This window comes from Brevibacillus jepli (genome assembly GCF_047229145.1).
Lineage (GTDB): Bacteria > Bacillota > Bacilli > Brevibacillales > Brevibacillaceae > Brevibacillus.
In genome coordinates, this window is record NZ_JBFEFW010000029.1 from 1 (window position 1) to 20,532 (window position 20,532).

Genomic DNA, 20,532 nt, shown 5'->3' on the forward strand with positions numbered 1-20,532 from the left:
ATTCAAGCTGAGCAAAAAGCTCAAACATAGTTATCTTATTTTCATCAATTCGCGACAACTATCTTGACAAACACCGAGAATCACCTACTATTCTTTAATAGTCATCACCAGAAGGTACATATTTGCCATAACTAGCCCACCAAGGAGTAACCTCTTTTCGGTGGAAGTCTTTTGGTAACAGAATTAAATTATCATAGCTGTTATCCCCACCATATGCAAAAAGGAGAGATTGAGTTCACTCTTGGGTATGCCAAGCATGTCACGAAAAATAAGCGGAGATGGATTGGCGGACTGAGAAAGTGGGGCGGAGAACCCCTCTTTTTTGTGCTAATGTGCTACCTACTACAAATGAAACACTATCAGTTGAAAGTAGAGAGTGGGTCATGACTGCTACCAAAGTAACTGAATAGGTGCATCTATTCGGCATGTCTTGTATGTATCTGGTTTATCAACAGACATGTTCCCCTAACCAAAAATAATATTCACCAACGATTTAATAATCCAAATGCTCATAACAATAGCAAAGTATTCAAGAATAATAAACTTCCAAGTAGCATTATGCTTACTTAATCCATACCTAAACAAACTGAAAAAGAATATGCCTCCAGCAATTTCAAGCAGCTCTACGAAACTAAAGACAGTTTCATTCATATTCCTTTACCACCCTCCCTCAGCTGCCTGAATTATACCAATTATGAAAAGGATGCCTAGAAGACATCCCTTCATATTCTTCAAATCTACTAATCCACTACCCAATGATCTTCTTTAACTGTTCCATCCTTCTCAACCTCAAAACGTGCACGATACTTCCAGCTATTATTTTTTCCAGTTTCGCTAATGTAAATCAGGGAAATCTCTGTACCACTTTTCGGGACTGACGCTGAAATAATGTCCCCCCAAAGCGGTACTTTTTCTTGTTGCATCCATGCTAATGCTCCTAGTGCATAGTCTCCATACTGAAATGGTTTTTCAAAGCGGTCTTTTAGCTTCAACAATCTTGCCATATATGGCATTTTTCCTCCAATTCTGAAACTGACATAAGTGCCGGCCCCCTGCTGCTTTTTGTGCAAACTTTCCAGTGTACTGATTCCACCATGTTTGAGTGAAGTTCTGGGTGTAATAGTGGAGATCAGGTCTTTTCAAAAGAACTAATTTTCCTTTGTGGATGGTGTACTCTATGGGCATTGTATTGTCAATGTAAATCATGTTTGTCCTTTTTTTAATAACTTCATCACAACCGCAGTCTTCCCTGGTTGGTACAACCATGTTATTAGCTGAATCTTCTAGAATGTCAGGGCTATTCTTCCACGTAGTGTCTACTATGGTTTCTACGTTTTTGGCGTTTGCGTCAACGGGATACTTTGCGGCGGATTGAGCCTGAGATTCCTTTGCAAAAGAGACAGAGGGGACAAATAGTATGACTGTGCATAGGAGAGAAAGGATAAACTATTGCTATTAAGAAATTTTAAATATTTCCGCACAAGAGTCAAAGCGGCGCTGGGATTACCCCCAACTTACAGAAAAAAAGCTGAGAGCTTAGTCCCAGCTTTTTGGCAGTTATGTATTAGTCGTCCGATTCATCCTGAGCACTATAAAAAGCGTCCTTTTTTCTCACTCTTCCTCCTCATGGAACGGAATCCAGAATTCCTTCCCCTCATGCTCGATGAGCTTATCCAACCATTCTGTAAATGTCAGATCAATGTCAATCGGGTTGTCGGGGTCCATCGATTCAATCCATGTGAGGTAGCCGTTTCCGCTGTCTAGTCGGTCTTGATCTACGCATATACAGCCTAAAGAGTGACTGCTCCATGCGATAGGATAGTAAGGGTGATCGATGCTGTATCCCTTCCAGTATTCAATAACATTGTGAGGGTCTAATATCGTGAAGAGACTGCTGCCAAATTCTAAATCGCGAAATAATACGGCTCTGTTGTACTGTGAGAAGTAGCTCACATAATCCCCGGGTAGCTCAAATGACTTTAGCTTCTCTAACTCAGCGGCAGAGTCAGTAGACATTTGAAAAACAAACTCAAATTCTTCACCGATAATATGCAAATCACCGTTCAGTTGCTCTCTTCTTCCCTTGATCTTGTCTAAAATACGGTTAAAAGAATTGCTCACGGAGTATTCACACCCTTTCTAATGAAAATACGGACTACCGTCCCACAAACGGTAGTCCATTTTTCTCAATTCTTTCGGTAACTCTCCCACCATTCAGTTACTTCCCTATGTGGCAGAATGTAATCGTTTTTTCTATCCTTTTTGAGAAGGGGGATCAGGTTGTCGAAATCGTTTTCCCCATAATATTCTAGCGGAATCATATGATGGATTTCAACATCATCCCAAGCGAAATATTGAGGCTGACCGAAGTAACCAACGTAACGTCTCTCGAAGTCCTTTCTATACCCCGAATCTCGCTCCCTCTTCTGAGGCACCATGTCAGCGTCCGGTTTAATTAACTTAATGTTTGACTGCGGATCGACGTAATCAGGGTAAATTTCGCCTTTATTGTTTGTCAGGATACTTTTTACTTCCTTCAATGTGTCGATAGGTGCGGAACTACCACTCTGGAATGTAACGGTGCCAGTAAAAGTGCCTGACCACCAGTAAGTCTCTGCATTCGCGCGCACCCTATCCTGTGATAGACTGACGTAAGGGGGTCTCCAATATGGTTTATTCGTTCTTTCTACTCGATATTTCCCGTACTCTGTTTCCGAGCGAGTAATTGAGTGAGTAGCCGACACAGAGGACACGCTACCGATCACGGCAGATACTTTTACATTCGAATATATATCACCGCCTGCCCAGTCGGCTGTCATGAAGTGGTCAAAGAACACTCCAACAGGTCTAGGATACCCACTCATCGGTTTAGCTGCTCTAACCTCATTCATGTCAGATTCATCAACCTCGTTAGCCTCATCAACCTCGTTAGCCTCATCGGCTTCGGCAACTTCGTCGTAAGTAAAGACACCAAAGTCAAATTTAGAATCGTCTTCTTTTGCAACTGGTGCTGCATTGGGGCTGAACACCATTTGACGCTCCACGATGACTTCATCCGCTGAGTTGTTCTCTATAATCGTTACGTTTTTGCTTTCAAGGATGCGTGGTTCATTGATGGCCTCTGCCAATTCCTCTAGTGTTACCCCTTCGGCCAGTTGTATGGGAAGGTTTTCGAAATCAACGACTTCTTCTGTCTCGGCAATTTCCTGTATACTTTCAGCGATTTTCTCCGTACTTTCAGCAGATGCTGGCGTCAAGACTGACACAGGAGCAACTAGCAATGAGAACACGACAAAAGGCACTAATACTCTTTTGAATTTCTTCATAGGCTTCCCTACTCCTCTTTAAAAATTATTCTCTAAAATTAATTATCCGAGTTCTTCGAGCAAATGCTCCGCTATGTTTTTTAGGTTTATTTCGTAAGAATCTCCTTCTTCCAAATCTGAATATCTCGTGATAGATTACTAATAGGAGTTTCAAGTGCTCCTAGTAAGGACGTTCCTGTTGCCGGGAAGCAAAGGGGGAACGTCTTTCTTGTTGATTTGCCTTCTCAAAACAAGTCCATTCACTTTTAAAATTTGCCTCCTTTCTGATAAGTAAGATTTCTTCGTTGGTACTCTAAGATGTACTCATCCAGTTCTTGACTTATCTTCAACACATCAGAGCCTGTCAGTTTGCCTTGTTGTTTGAAGAACTCTTTAAGCTGATATTGTAGATTCTTGATGATTTGTGTTAGGTCTTCGTTGCTTACTTCTTGCCATTCACCCATCGTTATCTGTCCCCCATAGTCTCACCCCCTCATTTTCACTATAGCACTTATATCACAAAAACTATGGAAAAAATTCCCTTGATACATTTGACAACATTCGTTGATTTTCGCAAATTTCAGTCGAAATATGTCTGTTTGTTTTTGTTGAATTCACAAACATCAACTTGCTATAATCCTACTCGATTGAGTTGTAAAAAAAAGGAAATTTGTGTTGTGGGGGGATATAGTGCAAAAGAAAACAATTGGGGACATGTTGTCTGAGAGCCGAAGAAATAACGGCTTGTCTTTTGCTGAGTTAGAAGATAGAACTGGTGTAAGTAGGGGCGTACTACAAAAGATTGAGAGCGGAGAGACAAAACGCCCTGAATTTAAAACAGTGAAGTCGATAGCCGCTCTATTTCCGTGCCCGTATGAAGAAATTATTGAAGGATACCTTGAGGATGAGAATAGGATTGAGACGTTATTTGAAATTCTTCAAGAGGTCATTCAGTGTGAATATTCTTCATTAGTGGAAAGAGGATCATTGAAAATTCTCCAATCGCCGAATGAAAAGATTGAGAAGGCATTAGAGCGACTTTATAGCTTCGCTGACTCCATTGCTATAGCTGAGACAAATGACGAAATTTGTTTAGTTCTCTTCAAGGTAATTGCAAATTATGCACGACAATGTGGAGAGCCGAGGTACATTGCAAAAGCATTATTGAAAAAATATCTGATTGAACGAAATGATCTGAAAAGGCTAGAGGAAACATTCCAAATGGGTGAAGAGGTTTTATATTACACAGACTTCCTTACGATTGAGGAGCTGATCATCTACTATTTTAGAATGGCACTCCATGCTCATAACACCCAAAAATATTCAATGTGTATTGAACTATGCCAGAAAGGTCTTGCACTTGAAACAAGTAACACTGAGTTAAAGGCTAGAGCCTATCTTGCCATGATTAACTCTTATTTCTTCTTAGACAATTTCGATGCAGTTGAACAGCATCTAGACGTGTTTGAAGAGTTTGAATATGATTTCGTTGTAGAATCCACCAAGATTAACCGGGCAACTACTAAAGCAAGGAAAAAGGATTACGAAGTCGCTATTCCGATGTTAAGAAAGTGTATGGATGAACTTCACAAAGAGAACAAGATACATGTAGTAAACGAGTTACTCGAAATTCATTTAGAATTAGGTAATATGGATGCTATCGAAGAAGTGCTGATGAACGAGAAAGCAATCTTACCTGCTAATCCTCAGACACCTTATAAACACCGCTCAATTGGTGTTTACTACCAACTCAAAGGCAGATTCCAAACTAAATTAGGGCGTTTGGATGAGGGTATGGAAAGCTACGTTAACAGCTTAAAGGCGTATGGTGTCATTAGTGCATTTGAAGAGATGCATAGATGTTTGAACGAAATGCTAACTTATTTTGATGAAAATTCACTGCCGATGGATTTACAGTATGTCAAAAAGCTTAAAGGAATGTATAATAGCAATGTGGGTAATTTTGGAAAATAGGGAGGGTTCCCAGATGAAAAAGGTAATGGCTTTGATGGTATTATCGTTGTCATTGACTGTGTGTATTAATTTGTTGCCTACGGATGTGACCTACGTTAATATGCCGCATATATTTGAAGTAAAACAGAACGTAGCTGACCCCGGCCATTGATTATGTGACAAATTCTTATAATCGAGAAGTGGATTTCTTTTGTACCTTGATGAAAATAATCAAGGTGCTTTTTATTTTGACTTTATGCGAGTCCTGACTTAATAAGCTCGAGATGATGGCTCTGTTGAATCAGATTACACTTAGTAGATACTGCTTTATGCCCCTACGAACTAATGCCGTCTCCAAAACTATTAAAGGATGTAATTTGCTTTTAATGGAGTATACTGTATCAATGAGAAAAAGGCATTTTAACAAAGCCATAGGCCAAACTGCCTCAACTACTGGTAGAAGGCCTTGAGAACATAGGAGGATACATGTCCTGGAGCAAATTGAAGAAACAACTGGAGAGCTTTCTTTGTCCTGCGTTAGATGGAAGGGTCGAATACAGTGCAACTGGTTACCGTTATTTACCTGATAAATCAGGAATTTGTTATATTGCCGTAGATAAAAAGAACGTACTTAATATGAGTGATATAACTAGCTCGATCAGATGGTATCAGACGGAGCAGGAAATTAAGAATGATTCCGATATCCAAATTCCTATCAGCGATGAAGAAATTGAAGTGGTCAGAAAAGATACCAAGGGGATCGTTCCGGAGGATCGTCTAAAAGTAATTGCAAGAAATAGAAAAATATCGGAATATGCAAAGGAGCTTTTGTCAGCGCAGACCTCATTAAGTAAATCAAATTTTATCGTTGTGGCTAATACGTTTTTATCTAGTTCTATAGAGGAAAGCATAGAGAGTAATGATATCTTGTTGAATATTCTAGCTTTGGTGGACAGAAGGGTTGGAAAAAAGCGAATTTTAAACATGGCCGAGAAGATGAAGTTGAAGCATCCAATTGTGCAGTATTTTTATGAATTACGGCTTAGAGTATGTAATTAATTTCGTGTAAATGGTAATAACTGCTAATGAAGGAGTTGACCATTTATGCAAGATGCAAAGACCAGATTGGCCCAAGAAGTGGCGAAAGACTGTAAGACTGTAGAGGACGTTCACACTCTACTGAAAGACCTGTTTAAGAGAACGCTTCAAGAGGTTCTCGAAGCTGAAATGTCCGAACATCTCGGCTATGATAAACACAGTGTAGAAGGAAATCGTTCTGGTAATAGTCGTAACGGCTATAGTAAAAAGACGATTAAAACAGGCCTCGGCGAAACAGAGATCGTTGTGCCACGGGATCGAAATGGTGAATTTGAGCCACAGATTATCAAAAAATATGAGCGTTCTTCGAACGAGATTGAAGATCAAATCATTGCCATGTACGCGAAAGGCATCTCTACTCGGGATATTGAAGCTCACATGAAAGATATCTACGGAATTGATGTATCGGCTGGCTTGGTGAGCAAAGTGACCGATCGGGTTCTTCCTCTTGTGACGGAATGGCAATCTCGTCCTTTAGAACGTATTTACCCTATTGTTTTTCTGGATGCGATTCATTTTAAAGTACGGAAGGATCATCGGATTGTGAATAAGGCAGCGTACAGTGTAATTGGCATTAATACGCATGGACACAAGGATGTATTAGGTATTTGGATTGGCGAAAATGAAAGTGCCAGCTTTTGGATTGGTGTATGTAACGATCTGCAAAACCGTGGTGTAGAAGACATTTTCATTGCTTGTAAAGATGGGCTAACTGGCTTTTCTGAAGCCATTCAAGCCGTTTTTCCTCAAACCTCGATTCAGTTGTGTGTCATTCATCAGATACGAAACTCGATGAAATACGTGAATTATAAAGATCAGAAGGCGATGATGTTTGATTTAAAACAAGTCTATCAAGCTTCCACCATGGAAGAGGCAGAATTGGCACTCCACCTGGTAAAAGAAACGTGGGGACGTAAGTACCCAATTGTGATTCGTTCCTGGGAAAACAACTGGTTAGAACTGAGTACATATTTCTGCTATCCACGAGAAATTCGTCGTCTGATTTATACCACAAACATTGTGGAAGCTTATCATCGTCAATTAAGAAAAATAACGAAAACAAAAACGGCATACCCTACCGACGATGCTTTGCGGAAGATTATATATTTAGCTACGGTGGACATTACTAAGAAATGGACGATTCCTGTGCGTGACTGGGCTCAATGCATTTCTCAGTTTGCCATTCTATTTCATGATCGATTGTCCATAGATTTGGCCATGTGATGATGGGGGCTCTGCCCCCAAACCCCCGGAGTTTATCGCTTTTGTTCTTCTGAGGAATGAAAAAAGAGACCAAGATTATACTCCCAGTCCCTCTCCTCAGCAGAACCCTATCAACCGCTCAGGTTGCTCTCCAGCATTGCCTTATCTTGTTGGTAGGTAAGATAAAATATAGTGTTTCCTCGTTTTATGGAAAAATCCATTTACACAAAAAAATTTACATTCCCACGGCTTAGTACATTGTGACAATAAATATGTCAGGAAGCTTCTTGACTCTTGGGAAAAAGACAAACGGCTGAAGTCCTTGATAAAAAGGGCTTCAGCCTTTTATTTTCACAACTAATTAAATGTAATACCACCTGTTGGGTTTAATGTCGTTCCTCCAATTTCAACTTTAATTTCACTAGATAATGGAACATTGTGTTCATCAATAACGGTTCTCCACCACTCCCAAGCAAGTCCGGTACATTCTCTCGCAAGAATTTTTATATTTTTTGCATTAGGTGGTAGAGGGATGACTGTAGTGAAAGGAGCTGTTCTGTCTTGGTTGCTTCCTTCCCACGTTTTATGTGTGAGTATTTCTTCACCATTTTCATCATAGGAAACTTCATCCCAGGATACATCAAATTGAGCGACATACCAGCCATAATGACCAAGCGATATTTTACCTTTCGAATATTCTGTAGCGGTAGTCTCAATATAATCTGTATTGTTATGAACGGCAGCAATGGCATTATCTTTTAAGAAAACACTTGTATATGAAATTGGATAGGCTGGGTTCTTTAGGCTAAATTCCGCATTATCTTTAATGATATTCCGGATTTCACTAAAGTCTTTTGTAACGACCTTGTTATGCTCTTGTGAATCTCCGCCTAATACGACAGCTGTAAAGGAACTGTCTTCAAAAATATCCTTGTACTCGGCATTCGTTTCTACATTGGCAGTATTCTGAAGCAAGGCTTTAAATGCTGCTTTTACGTCTTTGCTCTTCGAGGTTGTTTCTAATTTCACATAAATGGTTCTACCATAAGCTACATTTGATACCATAACAGGTGGGGATTGATCACTTACCCCTTTACGTTTTAAATCCTTAAAAGTAACACTATCATCAAAAAGATCGGATGGATCGTTAGGCAGTTCCGCACTTACCGTATAAAATATTTGTTTATATGCCGCCACCATCACTTTTTTCTCTCCACTAGAAATCGCATTAAAGTCAATTCCTAATGTAGAATCAAGGTATTTCGCGTTAACATTCAGAGCACTTCCAATTTGAGATTTGCTATAAACCATTGATTCTGCATACTGCAATCGTGCAGGTAAAGTATGTGTTGCTGAATACTCATCGCTCCATTTGGATACAAGCTCATCTACTGCTCCAGACACATTACCGTATGTTGGATTATCCACAGTAATTGAATTTTCCTTTTTCAAACCGGGTAAATCAATACTAATAGTCAAAGGTTTTCTCGGTACCAGTAATACACTAGGTTTATTTTCTGTAAAAGCTTGATTGGCAAGTTGTAATGCTCCTGGGTAAGTGCGATTAGTCATAGAATCAATAATGGAAATATCGACTGGAGAAGTTGTAAGTGACTTTTTTTTACGTTCTATGACTACAAACTTACCATTTGGATTGATTCCTTCTTTTGGAACAAAACTATCAATCTCATCACCACTTACTGCTAAAATATCGTCATTATCATAGTCTAAGTTTGCAATACCGGTATTAATGTCATCGGCGTTGCTTGTTTCACTGACTAAACTAGAATCAACTGTTTCGGCAAAAGAGATAACTGGATAATTTACAGTAGCGAAAATAACAGATAGACTAGCGATTAATTTTAAAATTCTAGTATGATTTCGAATCTTCATAAGATAGCCCCCTTTGAGATGTGTCATAACGTCCATCAGATATGCTCGCATTAAATATTTTTTAGAATACTAACTATATCGGTAGTTTCCGAATTAATCTTTAGATTGAACCAGAATAGTATATGGTGGTGCACATCTTACAGCTTGTTCCTATCTACTCCACACATGTGAAGAGTGTGGCGTTGTTGGTGAATTAGTCTGTCTCATAAAATGGTTGCCCAATTGTTGATTCACGAAAGCAATGATGAAAAGAGGCTGATGTAGTATCAGCCTCTAAGTATAGATTGATGAAACTTTCATTCTATTGGTGTTTTATGGGCAGTTAAAAGTAAAACAAATGTATTTCTGAGGTGGCATAGTAATGCCTGGGCCGTTTTCGTCTACAAAATTAAAAAGTATTATATACATTTTCACATTCTTTCGCGGTCGGCTCATAAAAACAATGAAGCTTGTATCGTCCTACGTGCGGCTGATTATACCAGGTCGGTGGACATGGCAGGGGAGCTTGCGCCGTTCCCGGACGAAAATACCAAAGGGCGAATTTGCCCGGCCAATGCCGCTCTCCATTCACAGCCCGTCGTGCCAGACGGCGTTCTTTCTCTCTAGCCCTTTGGTAGTACATACTATGATGCAGAGCTTCAAACGCATGCGGCTGATTAATCATTTGGGGAATGGTCCGTATTCCTTTAAAATCGGAGCAATTCGCTCTTATCCGGTTAATGCCAACATTTCCAACAAGGAGCATACCCATTTCGCCTTCACCCACAGCTTCGGCTCGAAGCAACCTTGCCAACATGTCAATATCACTGCTTCTGGCTTTTACGACTGCCATCGGCTCACCTCTTTAGATTGTTCTAGGCACATCATATTGTAGATAAAGCGGAAATGTTACGCTTCAAACCACTCTATAGAGCAAACACCAATCCGTGGACCTGGTTTTGGGTGTTTCACTGTCTACTCAACACATGTGGAAAGCATTGCATGCATGGTTGGTATATAAGGTGTTTTAAACAGATAAAAATGAGTTGTTGACGGATTGTGGACGAAAAAAGGAGCTGCGCTTAAACAGTTTCTACAATAGGGGGTGAACAGTTTTCGCGACGGGGTTCGATAACTTAGCTAGAGGTTGCCGATGATCCAGCAGCCTCGTTAGGCAATAGCGGATAGTAAAAAACGGGGAAAGTAAGAGGACTGCCTTAAGTAGAAACTTACCTTCTACCTAAAGCAGTCCTCCTTGTTTGCTTTCAAGCGATCAGTCCTTATTCCCATTAGGAACGAAACGGAGTCAAGCGTAGGAGATCCCCCTGTCTTTTTTGCAATTTCGATAACGGAATCCGGTATGCCATTTCGATAATTTTGCTTGCGACCTCAGCGCCGTTGGTCGGGATGAGACGAAATCTTTTTTCAATGACATCTTTATTTGCGAAAGCATACTCGATTTTTGGCACGATCTCTTCCGGGGTGTGGATAACTACCTTATCACTATTGGCTATTTCCCTCAGCATATCTATTTTTTGCTCGCGTTCCGCATCATCCGGCGGAAGGAAAAGCAAGGGGGTTCCTGTGGAGATGCAATCACCTAAAATGCCCATGCCCGGTTTGCTAATGACCAGACTGGCCTCCTGTACAAGATTTTTGCCATTCGGGATCAGCGGGGCTTTGATGATCTTTTCATCGAATTGGTAATCTTCATCTGCCAATTGCCCAGCGATAACAAATCGATAACGGCCGGCAAGTGAGTTTATTTGATCGTACCACTTCACGATCTGTTCATAACGGTTAGCGAGGCCGCCGCCCATGTGAACCAGAATAAACGACTCATTCTGCCGAAGACCTAACATGCGTCGCACTTCTTCCTGGGACTGGCTGATTTCCCTGGTGATTAAAGGAATAGGGATATAGATGCAGTTCATTTTCGGATGGGTCTCTTTAGGCGGGAGAAGATTCATGTGCAGAAAGATGTCGGATTGATTGGCGATTTCTATAATGCGATTTTTATACTCCTGCATGGGAGCTGAATCATTTTTACCAATGACAAAGTCACTGTGATAGAGGGTCACGAGCTTTGTGTCTCCACCGACTTTCCCCTCACTGCGAAATCGAGGTACATCGGAGCGCCAATCATTTATTAATAGTGTGGTTCGTTTACCATCCTCGAATTTTTTGGATTTAAAGGTTTGCAATTGGATATCATTGTGCAGGTTTTTCGATAAATAGCCATGCGTTTCCCGAAAGGCAAACACGTGAATGGGAAGACGTTGCTGCTGCAATTGTTCCGTTATGCTTATGCATCTACCGAGATGGCCCATACCTCTGCCGACCACAAAGGAGATCATCGTTCATCACCCTTTTACATAGGTACTTTCTTGTTCACTGTCTGAGCTTGGACAAATTACCCACATACATCCACTTTTTGTGTTCTTTCTAGAAGGTCAATGCCCGAGTCGTTCTCACAGCTTATATATTTTATGGGGATGGAGTGAACATGCTCTAGTCGTATAACGGTTTTCTTACCGATCTCAGAAAAAAGCCGCATTAGCGGAGGCATGCAGCTGTGAATTGTGCTCCCATCTAGAAATAATTAGGTATTTGAATCACACAAACGAAAGCTGTCCATGAATAGTGTGTATAAATAGCTCAATAAGGATATGGGGTGGGAGAATAGTGGGCACGATTCATATTGTAACAGCCGTTAATGATGGTTTTGCTATACATCTCGCAGTCATGTTATATTCCCTTTTTGAAAATAAGGTTTCTAAAAATCCAGTCATCGTTCACGTCATTGACAGTCAAGTCTCCGGGAAAAATAAATCCATCTTAACGAAAACTGTTAAACGATTCCATGCTCAAATCAAATATGTAACTATTGATCCGACCCTATATGATGGATTCCTCGTCCGTGATCATCTTACGCAGGAAACTTATCATCGAATTTCTATTCCAGACCTGCTGGGCAAAGAAGTGGAAAAAGTGATTTATTTGGACAGTGATATCGTTATTAAAAAGGACATCACTCCATTATGGAACACAAAAGTTGATCGATATTTCCTTGCAGCGGTGATGGATTCTTGGCAAGGGTTAAACAAGTTAAGACATGCCGACCTGGCTATTCCGGATGACTGTGATTACTTTAATGCGGGAGTATTAGTCATGAATTTGAAAAAATGGAGAGAGCACAACATCACAAAGAAGATTATGGATTACATGAAAAAGAACCAAAGTCTTATTCGTTATCCCAGTCAAGATCCGATGAATGCGATTCTTCATGATAACTGGCTTCAACTTGACACAAAGTGGAACTATCAATCCAAACATCTTTATAAAAGCAACCTGCGAATAGATCCCGCCATTATTCACTACACAGGGGAAGATAGTAAACCGTGGTTGAGTAAAAAGCACCCGCTTCGCGATGAATATTTTAAATATCTCAAAAAAGTAAAGAAGTTAAACTCCTTGTAGGCATCGAGCCTTCCCAATTAAATAAAATGGATGGAAATCCCTTCACATGGAGAAATGTTGGCTGGAGGGATTTTTGTGTTTCTAAACATCTTCGTATAAAATATTGAACAAATTATGAAATATTTGGATTTTGACCATTTTCACCTTCCATCTGGCCTATAATGAAATGGAAACATTTTCTAATTAGGTATTCTTTTGGAGGTGGAGTGAGTGGCACGCGTACTGTATGTTACGATTCCAGCAGAAGGTCACGTAAATCCTACATTGGGATTAGTGAAGCAGCTAGTCGACAACGGAGAAGAAGTCGTCTATATGTGCTCAGAAGAATATCGGGATAGGCTTGCCCAGACTGGGGCGCAATTCCGCGCTTATCAGTTGGATGAACAAGTATTTCGTGAATTAGGCTTTAACCCAACACAATTCAAACACCCGCTTCATTTCACCGATTTTATGCTGCGAGGCATTATTGAACCCCGTATTCCCGAGATTCTCAGGCAGATCGAAAACGAATCATTTGATTACGTGATTTTTGACTCCTTGTTCGGATGGGGAGGGGCGATTTTAGCGGAGAAGTTAGGGATTCCGACGATCTGCTCCGTAACCAACCTGGCATTTGCTGAACCGCTCAGCCATATTGTTGAAGTGTTTGATGCAAGTGATGTAGATGTAGACGTGGAAGCACTTTATGAACGAGTGACGCAGACTGCACAGAGCATCGCTCGTGTATGCAACATAGCCGTACCTGCCATTGAAGATATTACCCGCCAGTATGGGCACATGAAGATTGTCTTTACCAGCCGCGAGTTCCAGCCAGATGCTGACAAGCTCGACGATAGTTACATTTTTACCGGACCTTCGATTACTTCGCGCCCTGATTCTCCTTCGTTTCCGTTTGAAAAGCTTCGCTCTCAATACGATAAGGTCGTATACATTTCCATGGGCAGTATTTTGACCAAAGATGTGGAATTTTACAAACTGTGCTTTGCAGCCTTTCAAGATATCCCGGCTCAATTCGTACTTTCTTGCGGAAAAGACACGGAGCTGGAGGCGCTCGGAGAACGTATTCCACCTAACTTCATCGTTGAACCGTACGTTCCTCAGCTGGAGGTGCTCCAGCGAGCAGATGCGTTTATAACACATGCTGGCATGAACAGTACCAGTGAAGCTCTCTATTTTCATGTGCCGCTCGTCATGATTCCATTAAGCTCCGATCAGCCGATTGTGGCGAAGCGGGTGGAGGAGCTGGGAGCGGGAATTATGTTAGATAGAGGGCAGCTTACACCGACAGCTTTGAAGGATGCTTTGCTGCAAGTGTTGAACGAATCCACCTATAAAGAGCGTGCGATGCAGGTAGGGGACTCCTTGCGCAACGCTGGCGGATACGAAGAAGCGGCAAGACGTATCATGTCTTTGTATTCGAAAAAAGAAAATGCAGGAACACCCCATTCTTAATGGAGAGGTTCGTGCCTGATAAAAAATGAAAAGCTTCTTGCCTCCTCAATCATGAGAGGCGAGAAGCTTTTTTTCGTGGTAACCCAAACACTCGTCATGACGTCATAAATGGTATTGATCATACGTTGCTAACATGAGTAGTTCCTTCAGCGAATAAGTCTGGACCATATTGATTCTTTGGAGTGATTCTTGAATGCGAAGTTTGGAAATTGTCCTTGCTATTGTAAATTCAGCTCTACTCATGATTTTATTTTCAAAAGCGGGACGACGTAAAAAAACAGTGGCAAGCTTGTTCATCCTCTCGTTAACGGCATCTCTACTCCAGCTCATACTGGAGGGATATCGTTGGCAGATGCTCCCACTGTACTCGATTCCTTTCATTTTATTTGTCGTCTTCCTTCGATTGTCCTTATCAGATAGACAAGAGAATTCGTCCTTGCCGTTCAAGTGGTCGATAAGAAGACGCTTCATCATCATGATGACCGCGGTACTGTATATACTTGTTTCAATTGTGTTACCTGTTGTTTTTCCTGTTTTCTCATGGAGACAACCGGAAGGACCTTATCCAATTGGAACCGTCTCTTACCATTGGGAATATCGTGGCAAATCCAATGTGTACGGTCATCAGGAGGGGAATCCTAGGGAGTTAGCTGTACAAATATGGTATCCAGCGGCTTCTGAATCTACAGGAGAACGTTCTCCCTATATCCAGCATCCTCAGGTGTTTATGGACACCGCCAGGCAAACTTACGGAATGCCGGACTTCCCATTTAGAAGTATGACAACGACTAAGACGAATGCCATAATAGATGCTGACTTGTCAGGAGAACCTAGCCGGTTTCCGCTATTGTTGTTTTCCCACGGTCTTGGCAGTTCTGGTTCCTTGCATACGGAACAAATTGAGCAATTGGTTAGCCAGGGTTATATTATCGCTTCGATTGAACATACAGGATACGCACTCTATTCTGTTTCTTCTGATGGAAGCAAGACACGGTTTGTTGAGGATGAGAGCTTTACAGCTTATGAAGATGAAATTATGAATGAGATTTGGCTGGAGGATGCGAAATTTGTGCTGAATCAGCTGGAACAAATGGCGCAAAATGATCCGCAAAAACGGTTTACTGGGAGGATCGATTTGGACAAAATCGGCTATTTCGGTCATTCGTTTGGGGGCGCCTTGGCAGTACAAATGCTTCAGTCAGATAGTAGAATCAAGGCAGCTTTGAATATGGACGGAACGTTTGCGGGGAAGTTAATCGGATCGGACGGCTTTCAGAAGCCGTTTATGTGGATGGTAACGGCAGAGCCAGAGCCTGTAGGAATTAGCGATTTTCCTGATGAGCAGCTTGCAGAAATGGGCTTGAACAAAGAAAAAGCCAAAAAGCTTGAAGAGGAATGGAAGCGGCGTCATGCACAGGCAGCTGCTCGTGGCAATTACAAAGCAATCTTAACATATGCAGACCACATGAGCTTTTCTGACATCTATTATGTATCCCCTCTTACAGAATGGTTTTTAGGCGTGAACATGGATGAGACACACAAGACGATGAACGATTTGTCACTCTTGTTTTTTGATACTTATGTAAAAGGGACATCTTCGAATGGTTTAGACAAGGTGGTCGGCAGCCATCCATCCTTCTTGTTATATAGAGGAGATTAAAAGATTTGAAAAGAGTGTAGAAAAAAAGCTTCTTGCCTCATCATCATGACCGGCGAGAAGCTTTTTTGACTATAACTTTTTCCATATGTTGAAATTGAGCCATTCCTCTTGAAGCACATCTTGGCCTTTCAGGTTGAGCAACGGACCAAACCACAGCTTGAAATCCTTGTTCTTCTCAAAATGCTCGGCTGGAACCAAAATGACCAGCATGCTCTCCACACTTTCACCCTGTTTTAACTCATCCTTAACTGTTGGGGTTAATCCGTTCGCGGCTTTTACGCTCGCTTTGGAATCAGGCAAATCAAGTGTCACTTGCATGCTGCTGACTTTAACCGTTTGTGCTGACGCATTATCGATACGGTATTTGGCTGTCAGGGCGACAATTCCTTTATCACCGAACCCTTGAAAAGATTTGACGTAAGCAGGCTCGATCGCAAGCTTTGCCCACTGATACCCTTGCAGTGTAATTTTGATGTTGTCATACTGATCGCTCTTGTTTGGCTTGAAGGTAAAGAGCACCTGTTTTTTGGCTATTTTTTTGGTGGTGAGAAAATCTGCATAAGGCGGTTCTGGAGGCTGAGGTTTAGCGGCGGTGCCATCTGCGAGTAAAAAGTCGCGCCCACCGATGCGCAGCATTTTTGCACTTGGCTGCTCAGGCAAGAAGAATAAAAGCTTCTTCGTTTTGCCATCCTTATATGTTAGAGAGATGGTATAGTTTACGATCTGATAGGTTCCAGATGCGTTGGCTTGCGAACCAACGCTAGTAGAGGTGCCTGAATTATCTCCGGTACTTGAACCATCTGTCGTAACTCCCACCAAGCTGCTGTCAACAAAAGTACCGTTTTTGTTAAAAACATAGGTGATCGAGCTCGCGTATCCTGTGCCAAGAACATTCGAGGAGTAGCTGAAGGACTCGTATTTGCCATGGAGCTTCAGCCCGGTGGAAGGTGTATATTTGATAAACTTACCACCGTTGATCTCAAGCTCGTTTGCTGATTTGACTTTAAACGTATACGATTTTCCATTACTGAGCGTAAGTTTGTTTCCTTTGATTTGATACGTCAAGCATGTATCCTTACTGCAATTGAGTGCGTCAAGTCCACCATCCGGGAATGTCGTTGCGACTTGCTTATCGTTGATGAAGTAAAAATACTCCCAGCACAACGAGGAGCATCCTCGCATGCCGCCTACATCCATTTCCCATTTTGCATAAAAGCCTTTAGGAACGACCTTGGCTGCTGCTAAAACGCTTTTATTGGTGTACGCTTCAGACTCCTTGCCCTTCGCTAGTTCAACGGATGACCCAAACAAATGAAGTATGGCAGAGAGCAGGATCACGCTAAGAACCACGAGGGATATTTTTTGGATTCTAACCGCTAACAATGTAGAAACCGCCCCTTTCTCCAGTTGAATATGTGATTGACCGGGGAAATACCGTTCATTTTATTCATGGTTGGAAGGAAACAGACCTAAAAAAGTGACAAAAGTGGTATTCGCCGTAAGAATGTAGTCTAATAGAATGATCAAAGCCCGAAGGAGATAGAGTAGCGTGAATAAAACTGTAATCAAAAATGAGTTCCCCCCGAATTTTGAGGAATTAAAAAAAGCTGCTAACCGAACGTCTAATTGGAGAGAGCGTTTAGCGGCTGTAGAAGAATTAGGTCAGTGGAAGCACGAAGAAACAATGAAATTACTGACGCGGATCATGATGAACGATACTGTGTACAAAGTTCAAGAGGCTGCTTTCCATAAACTCAAAGCATTTGGGGAAGGGGTTCGATTGCCAGCTCAGAAAAAGGGCGACTTGATTAAAGGAGCAACGAAAGCCTTGGTTAGAATTAAGAAAAGCTTGCCAGAAGGTCATACGCTGGAAGAGTTTAAAGGGAAATTACAAAAAATGAGAAGCGATATCTATGATACATACGAGGGGGAAAAAGGGGCTGACTTTGAGCAGTGGCTGGAAAGCACGTGGGCCTCGTTATAGACGGTCAACTCAGGATCGAAATGGGGCAATAGAAGAAAATGATGAATTGGGCAGGATATCGTAATTTGATTCTATATAGCCTCGGTGTAGGAGGCGTTACAGGGCTTCTAACATGAAGTTTTTTAGCGCTTGTTTCGTTCACGACTCACTTTATATGGGTCGATTTACCGAATGTGATTGCTGTTGAAAATTGGACGTTGATCGTGTGTGTAGTGGGAGGTATTTTGGTAGGCTTATGTCAAAAGTACTTTGGTAATTACCCACGTAAAATGGATGATGTCGTTGCAGAATTCAAGGCAACAAAAAGAGTGGATTACCGTTCAGGATACAAGAACGCTCTAACAGCTATTTGTGTCCTTTCTTTTGGTGCTAGTCTGGGTCCCGAGGCTGCGTTAGTTGGCATTGTAGGAGGTCTTGCTACATGGGCGGGAGATGTTATTAAATCTTTTGTGAAGAAAAAAACAGTCTTCAATGAACATGGCGATATTATGATTGAGTATATGAGTTTTTCGGATACATTCTCCCTACGATACTCCAACCACTTGAAAAGTATAAGATAATAAAAGCGGTTATCGGTGGAGTAGTACTCGGCGTAATCGGGACTGTTCTTCCGATTACATTGTTTTCAGGGGAGCATCAGCTGACTGATTTAGTTGCAGAGTGGTCTGAGATGTCCATATATTTGTTATTGGCAATCGGTATAGGGAAGCTGTTCCTAACAGAGGTTTGTTTAGCCACTGGTTGGCGTGGAGGGCATATCTTTCCTGTTATTTTTGCAGGGGTGAGTATCGGATACGCAATGTCATTGCTATTTCCAATCGATCCAGTAACAACGGTCGCTATCGTCACTACTTCCCTCACAAGTGCAATACTCCAAAAGCCACTAGCGGTATTGTTGATTTTAATCATGATATTCCAGGTAAAGCTGTTCATACCGATGATACTGGCAGCGTATTTGCCCATGTATATTCGCAAGCTGATACGTTGATGAGCAACAAGAAGAAGTCCTGCCACTTTTTTAAAAGCGCAGGACTTCTTTTTCTCATTTCAGATCCTTGCCCACTTTAATCACGTACATTTGCGTTGGATTGCTATTGATTTTGATCTTCCCCTGCTTGTTATAGCCATCTACACCGAAATCATTGTCATTCACAACGGCAATCGTGTTTTTATCCACAATGGCTAATCCTTCCAGCTTTTCATGAGGGTAATTCAGCTTGGCTACATCAACCAGCAATTCCTTGGAAACAGGGACAATTCCTTGTTCTTTCACTTGGGCAACGGTGAGTTTTTCGAAGTCATGCTCACTGGTTGGCGTACTGAGTAAATTGGTTGCTTTCGAAAAATCAGCCTTGTAAATACGTTTAAGCTGTACATCTGCACCGGCATTTTTGTCGCGTTCATCAATCAATAAAACATCCTGGCTTAGTGCGGCCAAGTCGCTGATCACGACGTCCTTCTGTTTCACTTTCACGAAATCTTTCGCGTTCTCTGCGATGTACATATACTCGCCTACGACTTTTTTGGTGGCGAGATCCATCTTTAAAATGCGCAAATTACGGGAAGCTTCGCCTGTCTTTTTATCAGGGAGTGCCATCGGACTTTGAATCGAAGTATATAAGAACTTGCCGTCTGGCGAGATCGTGATACCTTCGAAGCCGCGGTTTGCAATACGTTTGGAATAGACGGCAGGCAGCGTATCAAAAATCTCCATCTGTGCACCGGCGGCAAGCAAAGCTTCTTTGGTGCCCTTTGGTACATAGCGGCCCAGGATTGTGCCGTCGCGTTTTACTTGAATGATGGATGGGCGGTATTCATCGGATAACCAAAACGTGTCGTCGACCGGGTTGTAAGCGATACCTTCCAAATCCAAGCCGTCTGGATCGTAAACAAGCTTTTTTGTTCCCGTTACATCGTAGGGGACTTCATCAGGGCCAGCGAGGTTCGGCAATCCACTGATATAGGAAGTTTTCGTAAAAGTGTTGATCTTGCCCTGTGGCAAACGCAGCTTGATGGTTTCCAAAACGTGAATGTTCCCGTTCTCTACTTTAATTTTGTACAAGCGTGGTGTGTAGTTTTGGTCAGGAAACGTGCGCAGCTCGTCCTTGCCGAATTGACCATTGGGTCCACGGTCAGCCAATGTATAAAAGATAGAGGGAGGATCGTTAGGAAGATGCACCAGACCTGAGAAGCCGCCTTCTTTAATCCCTTTAGTAAGCGCAGGGGGATTTTTCCATTCGTGAATTTCAGCTACAACTGGTGCTCCTGTAACATTTTGAGTTGCACCTGCTCCTTGTGTTCCGATCAAGGCTAGAGCCGCGATTGTTGCGATCAGCCAGCTCTTCTTTTGAAAGCGAATCATCATCATATCCCTCCGAATATAAAAACGCGTAGTGAACCACTTTTGTTAGACTACCCTATCCATATTGGGAAAATATGAAGCTGAAATATTGGTTTTGTAAATTCCGAATAATCATGAACTTACGTTGACACACGCTCTTTTGATCTTATAAAATTCAATGAAG

Annotated in this window: 17 protein-coding genes and 1 pseudogene; 9 read left to right on the plus strand and 9 right to left on the minus strand. The window is 41.7% G+C overall.

The genetic code is table 11. From position 1 onward, the window contains the following. Nucleotides 1-740: 740 nt before the first annotated feature. The 4 genes from AB1L17_RS24700 to AB1L17_RS24715 all read right to left on the minus strand — a co-directional run bounded on the left by AB1L17_RS24700 (nucleotide 741) and on the right by AB1L17_RS24715 (nucleotide 3,769). Nucleotides 741-1,004 carry a hypothetical protein gene (locus tag AB1L17_RS24700; protein ID WP_412847765.1) on the minus strand — a complete coding sequence of 88 codons (264 nt, stop codon included), beginning with the start codon at nucleotides 1,002-1,004 and terminating at the stop codon, nucleotides 741-743. Between the two features lie 607 nt (nucleotides 1,005-1,611). Then, nucleotides 1,612-2,121 carry an SMI1/KNR4 family protein gene (locus AB1L17_RS24705; RefSeq protein WP_412847766.1) on the minus strand — a complete coding sequence of 170 codons (510 nt, stop codon included), beginning with the start codon at nucleotides 2,119-2,121 and terminating at the stop codon, nucleotides 1,612-1,614. A 65-nt stretch (nucleotides 2,122-2,186) separates the two neighbouring features. After that, nucleotides 2,187-3,326 (minus strand): HNH endonuclease, encoded by a 1,140-nt coding sequence (locus AB1L17_RS24710; RefSeq protein ID WP_412847767.1) that lies wholly within the window; start codon nucleotides 3,324-3,326, stop codon nucleotides 2,187-2,189. Nucleotides 3,327-3,571: 245 nt separating this feature from the next. Further along, nucleotides 3,572-3,769 (minus strand): aspartyl-phosphate phosphatase Spo0E family protein, encoded by a 198-nt coding sequence (locus AB1L17_RS24715; protein WP_412847768.1) that lies wholly within the window; start codon nucleotides 3,767-3,769, stop codon nucleotides 3,572-3,574. 226 nt (nucleotides 3,770-3,995) lie between these two features. On the opposite strand from AB1L17_RS24715, the gene AB1L17_RS24720 reads away from it, so the two are divergent. The 4 genes from AB1L17_RS24720 (at nucleotide 3,996) to AB1L17_RS24735 (ending at nucleotide 7,580) form a co-directional block, all read left to right on the plus strand. Beyond that, complete coding sequence (locus AB1L17_RS24720; RefSeq protein ID WP_412847769.1) at nucleotides 3,996-5,279, plus strand: helix-turn-helix domain-containing protein; 1,284 nt, start codon at nucleotides 3,996-3,998, stop codon at nucleotides 5,277-5,279. 13 nt (nucleotides 5,280-5,292) lie between these two features. Further along, a complete protein-coding gene (locus tag AB1L17_RS24725) occupies nucleotides 5,293-5,430 on the plus strand; it encodes a hypothetical protein (RefSeq protein ID WP_412847770.1) in 138 nt (45 codons plus the stop codon). 314 nt (nucleotides 5,431-5,744) lie between these two features. Continuing rightward, entirely contained in the window at nucleotides 5,745-6,317 is a 573-nt protein-coding gene (locus AB1L17_RS24730) for an SF0329 family protein (protein WP_412847771.1), read from the plus strand. 45 nt (nucleotides 6,318-6,362) lie between these two features. Further along, nucleotides 6,363-7,580, plus strand: coding sequence for an IS256 family transposase (locus AB1L17_RS24735; RefSeq protein ID WP_310239495.1), 1,218 nt, complete (start codon nucleotides 6,363-6,365; stop codon nucleotides 7,578-7,580). 336 nt (nucleotides 7,581-7,916) lie between these two features. Here AB1L17_RS24735 and AB1L17_RS24740 read toward each other — a convergent pair whose 3' ends face one another. From AB1L17_RS24740 to AB1L17_RS24750, 3 genes are all read right to left on the minus strand, one after another. Then, on the minus strand, nucleotides 7,917-9,452 hold the full coding sequence (locus AB1L17_RS24740) for a thiol-activated cytolysin family protein (RefSeq protein WP_412847772.1): 1,536 nt from the start codon (nucleotides 9,450-9,452) through the stop codon (nucleotides 7,917-7,919). A gap of 388 nt (nucleotides 9,453-9,840) precedes the next feature. Beyond that, complete coding sequence (locus AB1L17_RS24745) at nucleotides 9,841-10,284, minus strand: cell wall hydrolase (RefSeq protein ID WP_412847773.1); 444 nt, start codon at nucleotides 10,282-10,284, stop codon at nucleotides 9,841-9,843. A 436-nt stretch (nucleotides 10,285-10,720) separates the two neighbouring features. Continuing rightward, nucleotides 10,721-11,788 (minus strand): hypothetical protein, encoded by a 1,068-nt coding sequence (locus AB1L17_RS24750; protein WP_412847774.1) that lies wholly within the window; start codon nucleotides 11,786-11,788, stop codon nucleotides 10,721-10,723. A gap of 328 nt (nucleotides 11,789-12,116) precedes the next feature. Between AB1L17_RS24750 and AB1L17_RS24755 the strand changes: the two genes are divergently transcribed. The 3 genes from AB1L17_RS24755 (at nucleotide 12,117) to AB1L17_RS24765 (ending at nucleotide 16,023) form a co-directional block, all read left to right on the plus strand. Then, nucleotides 12,117-12,911 carry a glycosyltransferase family 8 protein gene (locus AB1L17_RS24755; protein WP_412847775.1) on the plus strand — a complete coding sequence of 265 codons (795 nt, stop codon included), beginning with the start codon at nucleotides 12,117-12,119 and terminating at the stop codon, nucleotides 12,909-12,911. A 210-nt stretch (nucleotides 12,912-13,121) separates the two neighbouring features. Next, nucleotides 13,122-14,363, plus strand: a complete 1,242-nt coding sequence (locus AB1L17_RS24760) for a macrolide family glycosyltransferase (RefSeq protein WP_412847776.1) — start codon at nucleotides 13,122-13,124, stop codon at nucleotides 14,361-14,363. A gap of 193 nt (nucleotides 14,364-14,556) precedes the next feature. Then, nucleotides 14,557-16,023, plus strand: a complete 1,467-nt coding sequence (locus AB1L17_RS24765) for an alpha/beta hydrolase family protein (RefSeq protein ID WP_412847777.1) — start codon at nucleotides 14,557-14,559, stop codon at nucleotides 16,021-16,023. Between the two features lie 69 nt (nucleotides 16,024-16,092). Here AB1L17_RS24765 and AB1L17_RS24770 read toward each other — a convergent pair whose 3' ends face one another. Next, nucleotides 16,093-17,406: a hypothetical protein gene (locus AB1L17_RS24770; protein WP_412847778.1), complete on the minus strand. Its 1,314-nt coding sequence runs from the start codon at nucleotides 17,404-17,406 to the stop codon at nucleotides 16,093-16,095. 166 nt (nucleotides 17,407-17,572) lie between these two features. Between AB1L17_RS24770 and AB1L17_RS24775 the strand changes: the two genes are divergently transcribed. After that, nucleotides 17,573-18,007, plus strand: coding sequence for a HEAT repeat domain-containing protein (locus AB1L17_RS24775; protein ID WP_412847779.1), 435 nt, complete (start codon nucleotides 17,573-17,575; stop codon nucleotides 18,005-18,007). Nucleotides 18,008-18,048: 41 nt separating this feature from the next. Further along, nucleotides 18,049-18,995, plus strand: a pseudogene (locus tag AB1L17_RS24780) (chloride channel protein). A gap of 54 nt (nucleotides 18,996-19,049) precedes the next feature. Here the strand turns inward: AB1L17_RS24780 and AB1L17_RS24785 are convergent. Continuing rightward, complete coding sequence (locus AB1L17_RS24785) at nucleotides 19,050-20,369, minus strand: esterase-like activity of phytase family protein (RefSeq protein ID WP_412847780.1); 1,320 nt, start codon at nucleotides 20,367-20,369, stop codon at nucleotides 19,050-19,052. Between the last annotated feature and the right edge of the window lie 163 nt (nucleotides 20,370-20,532).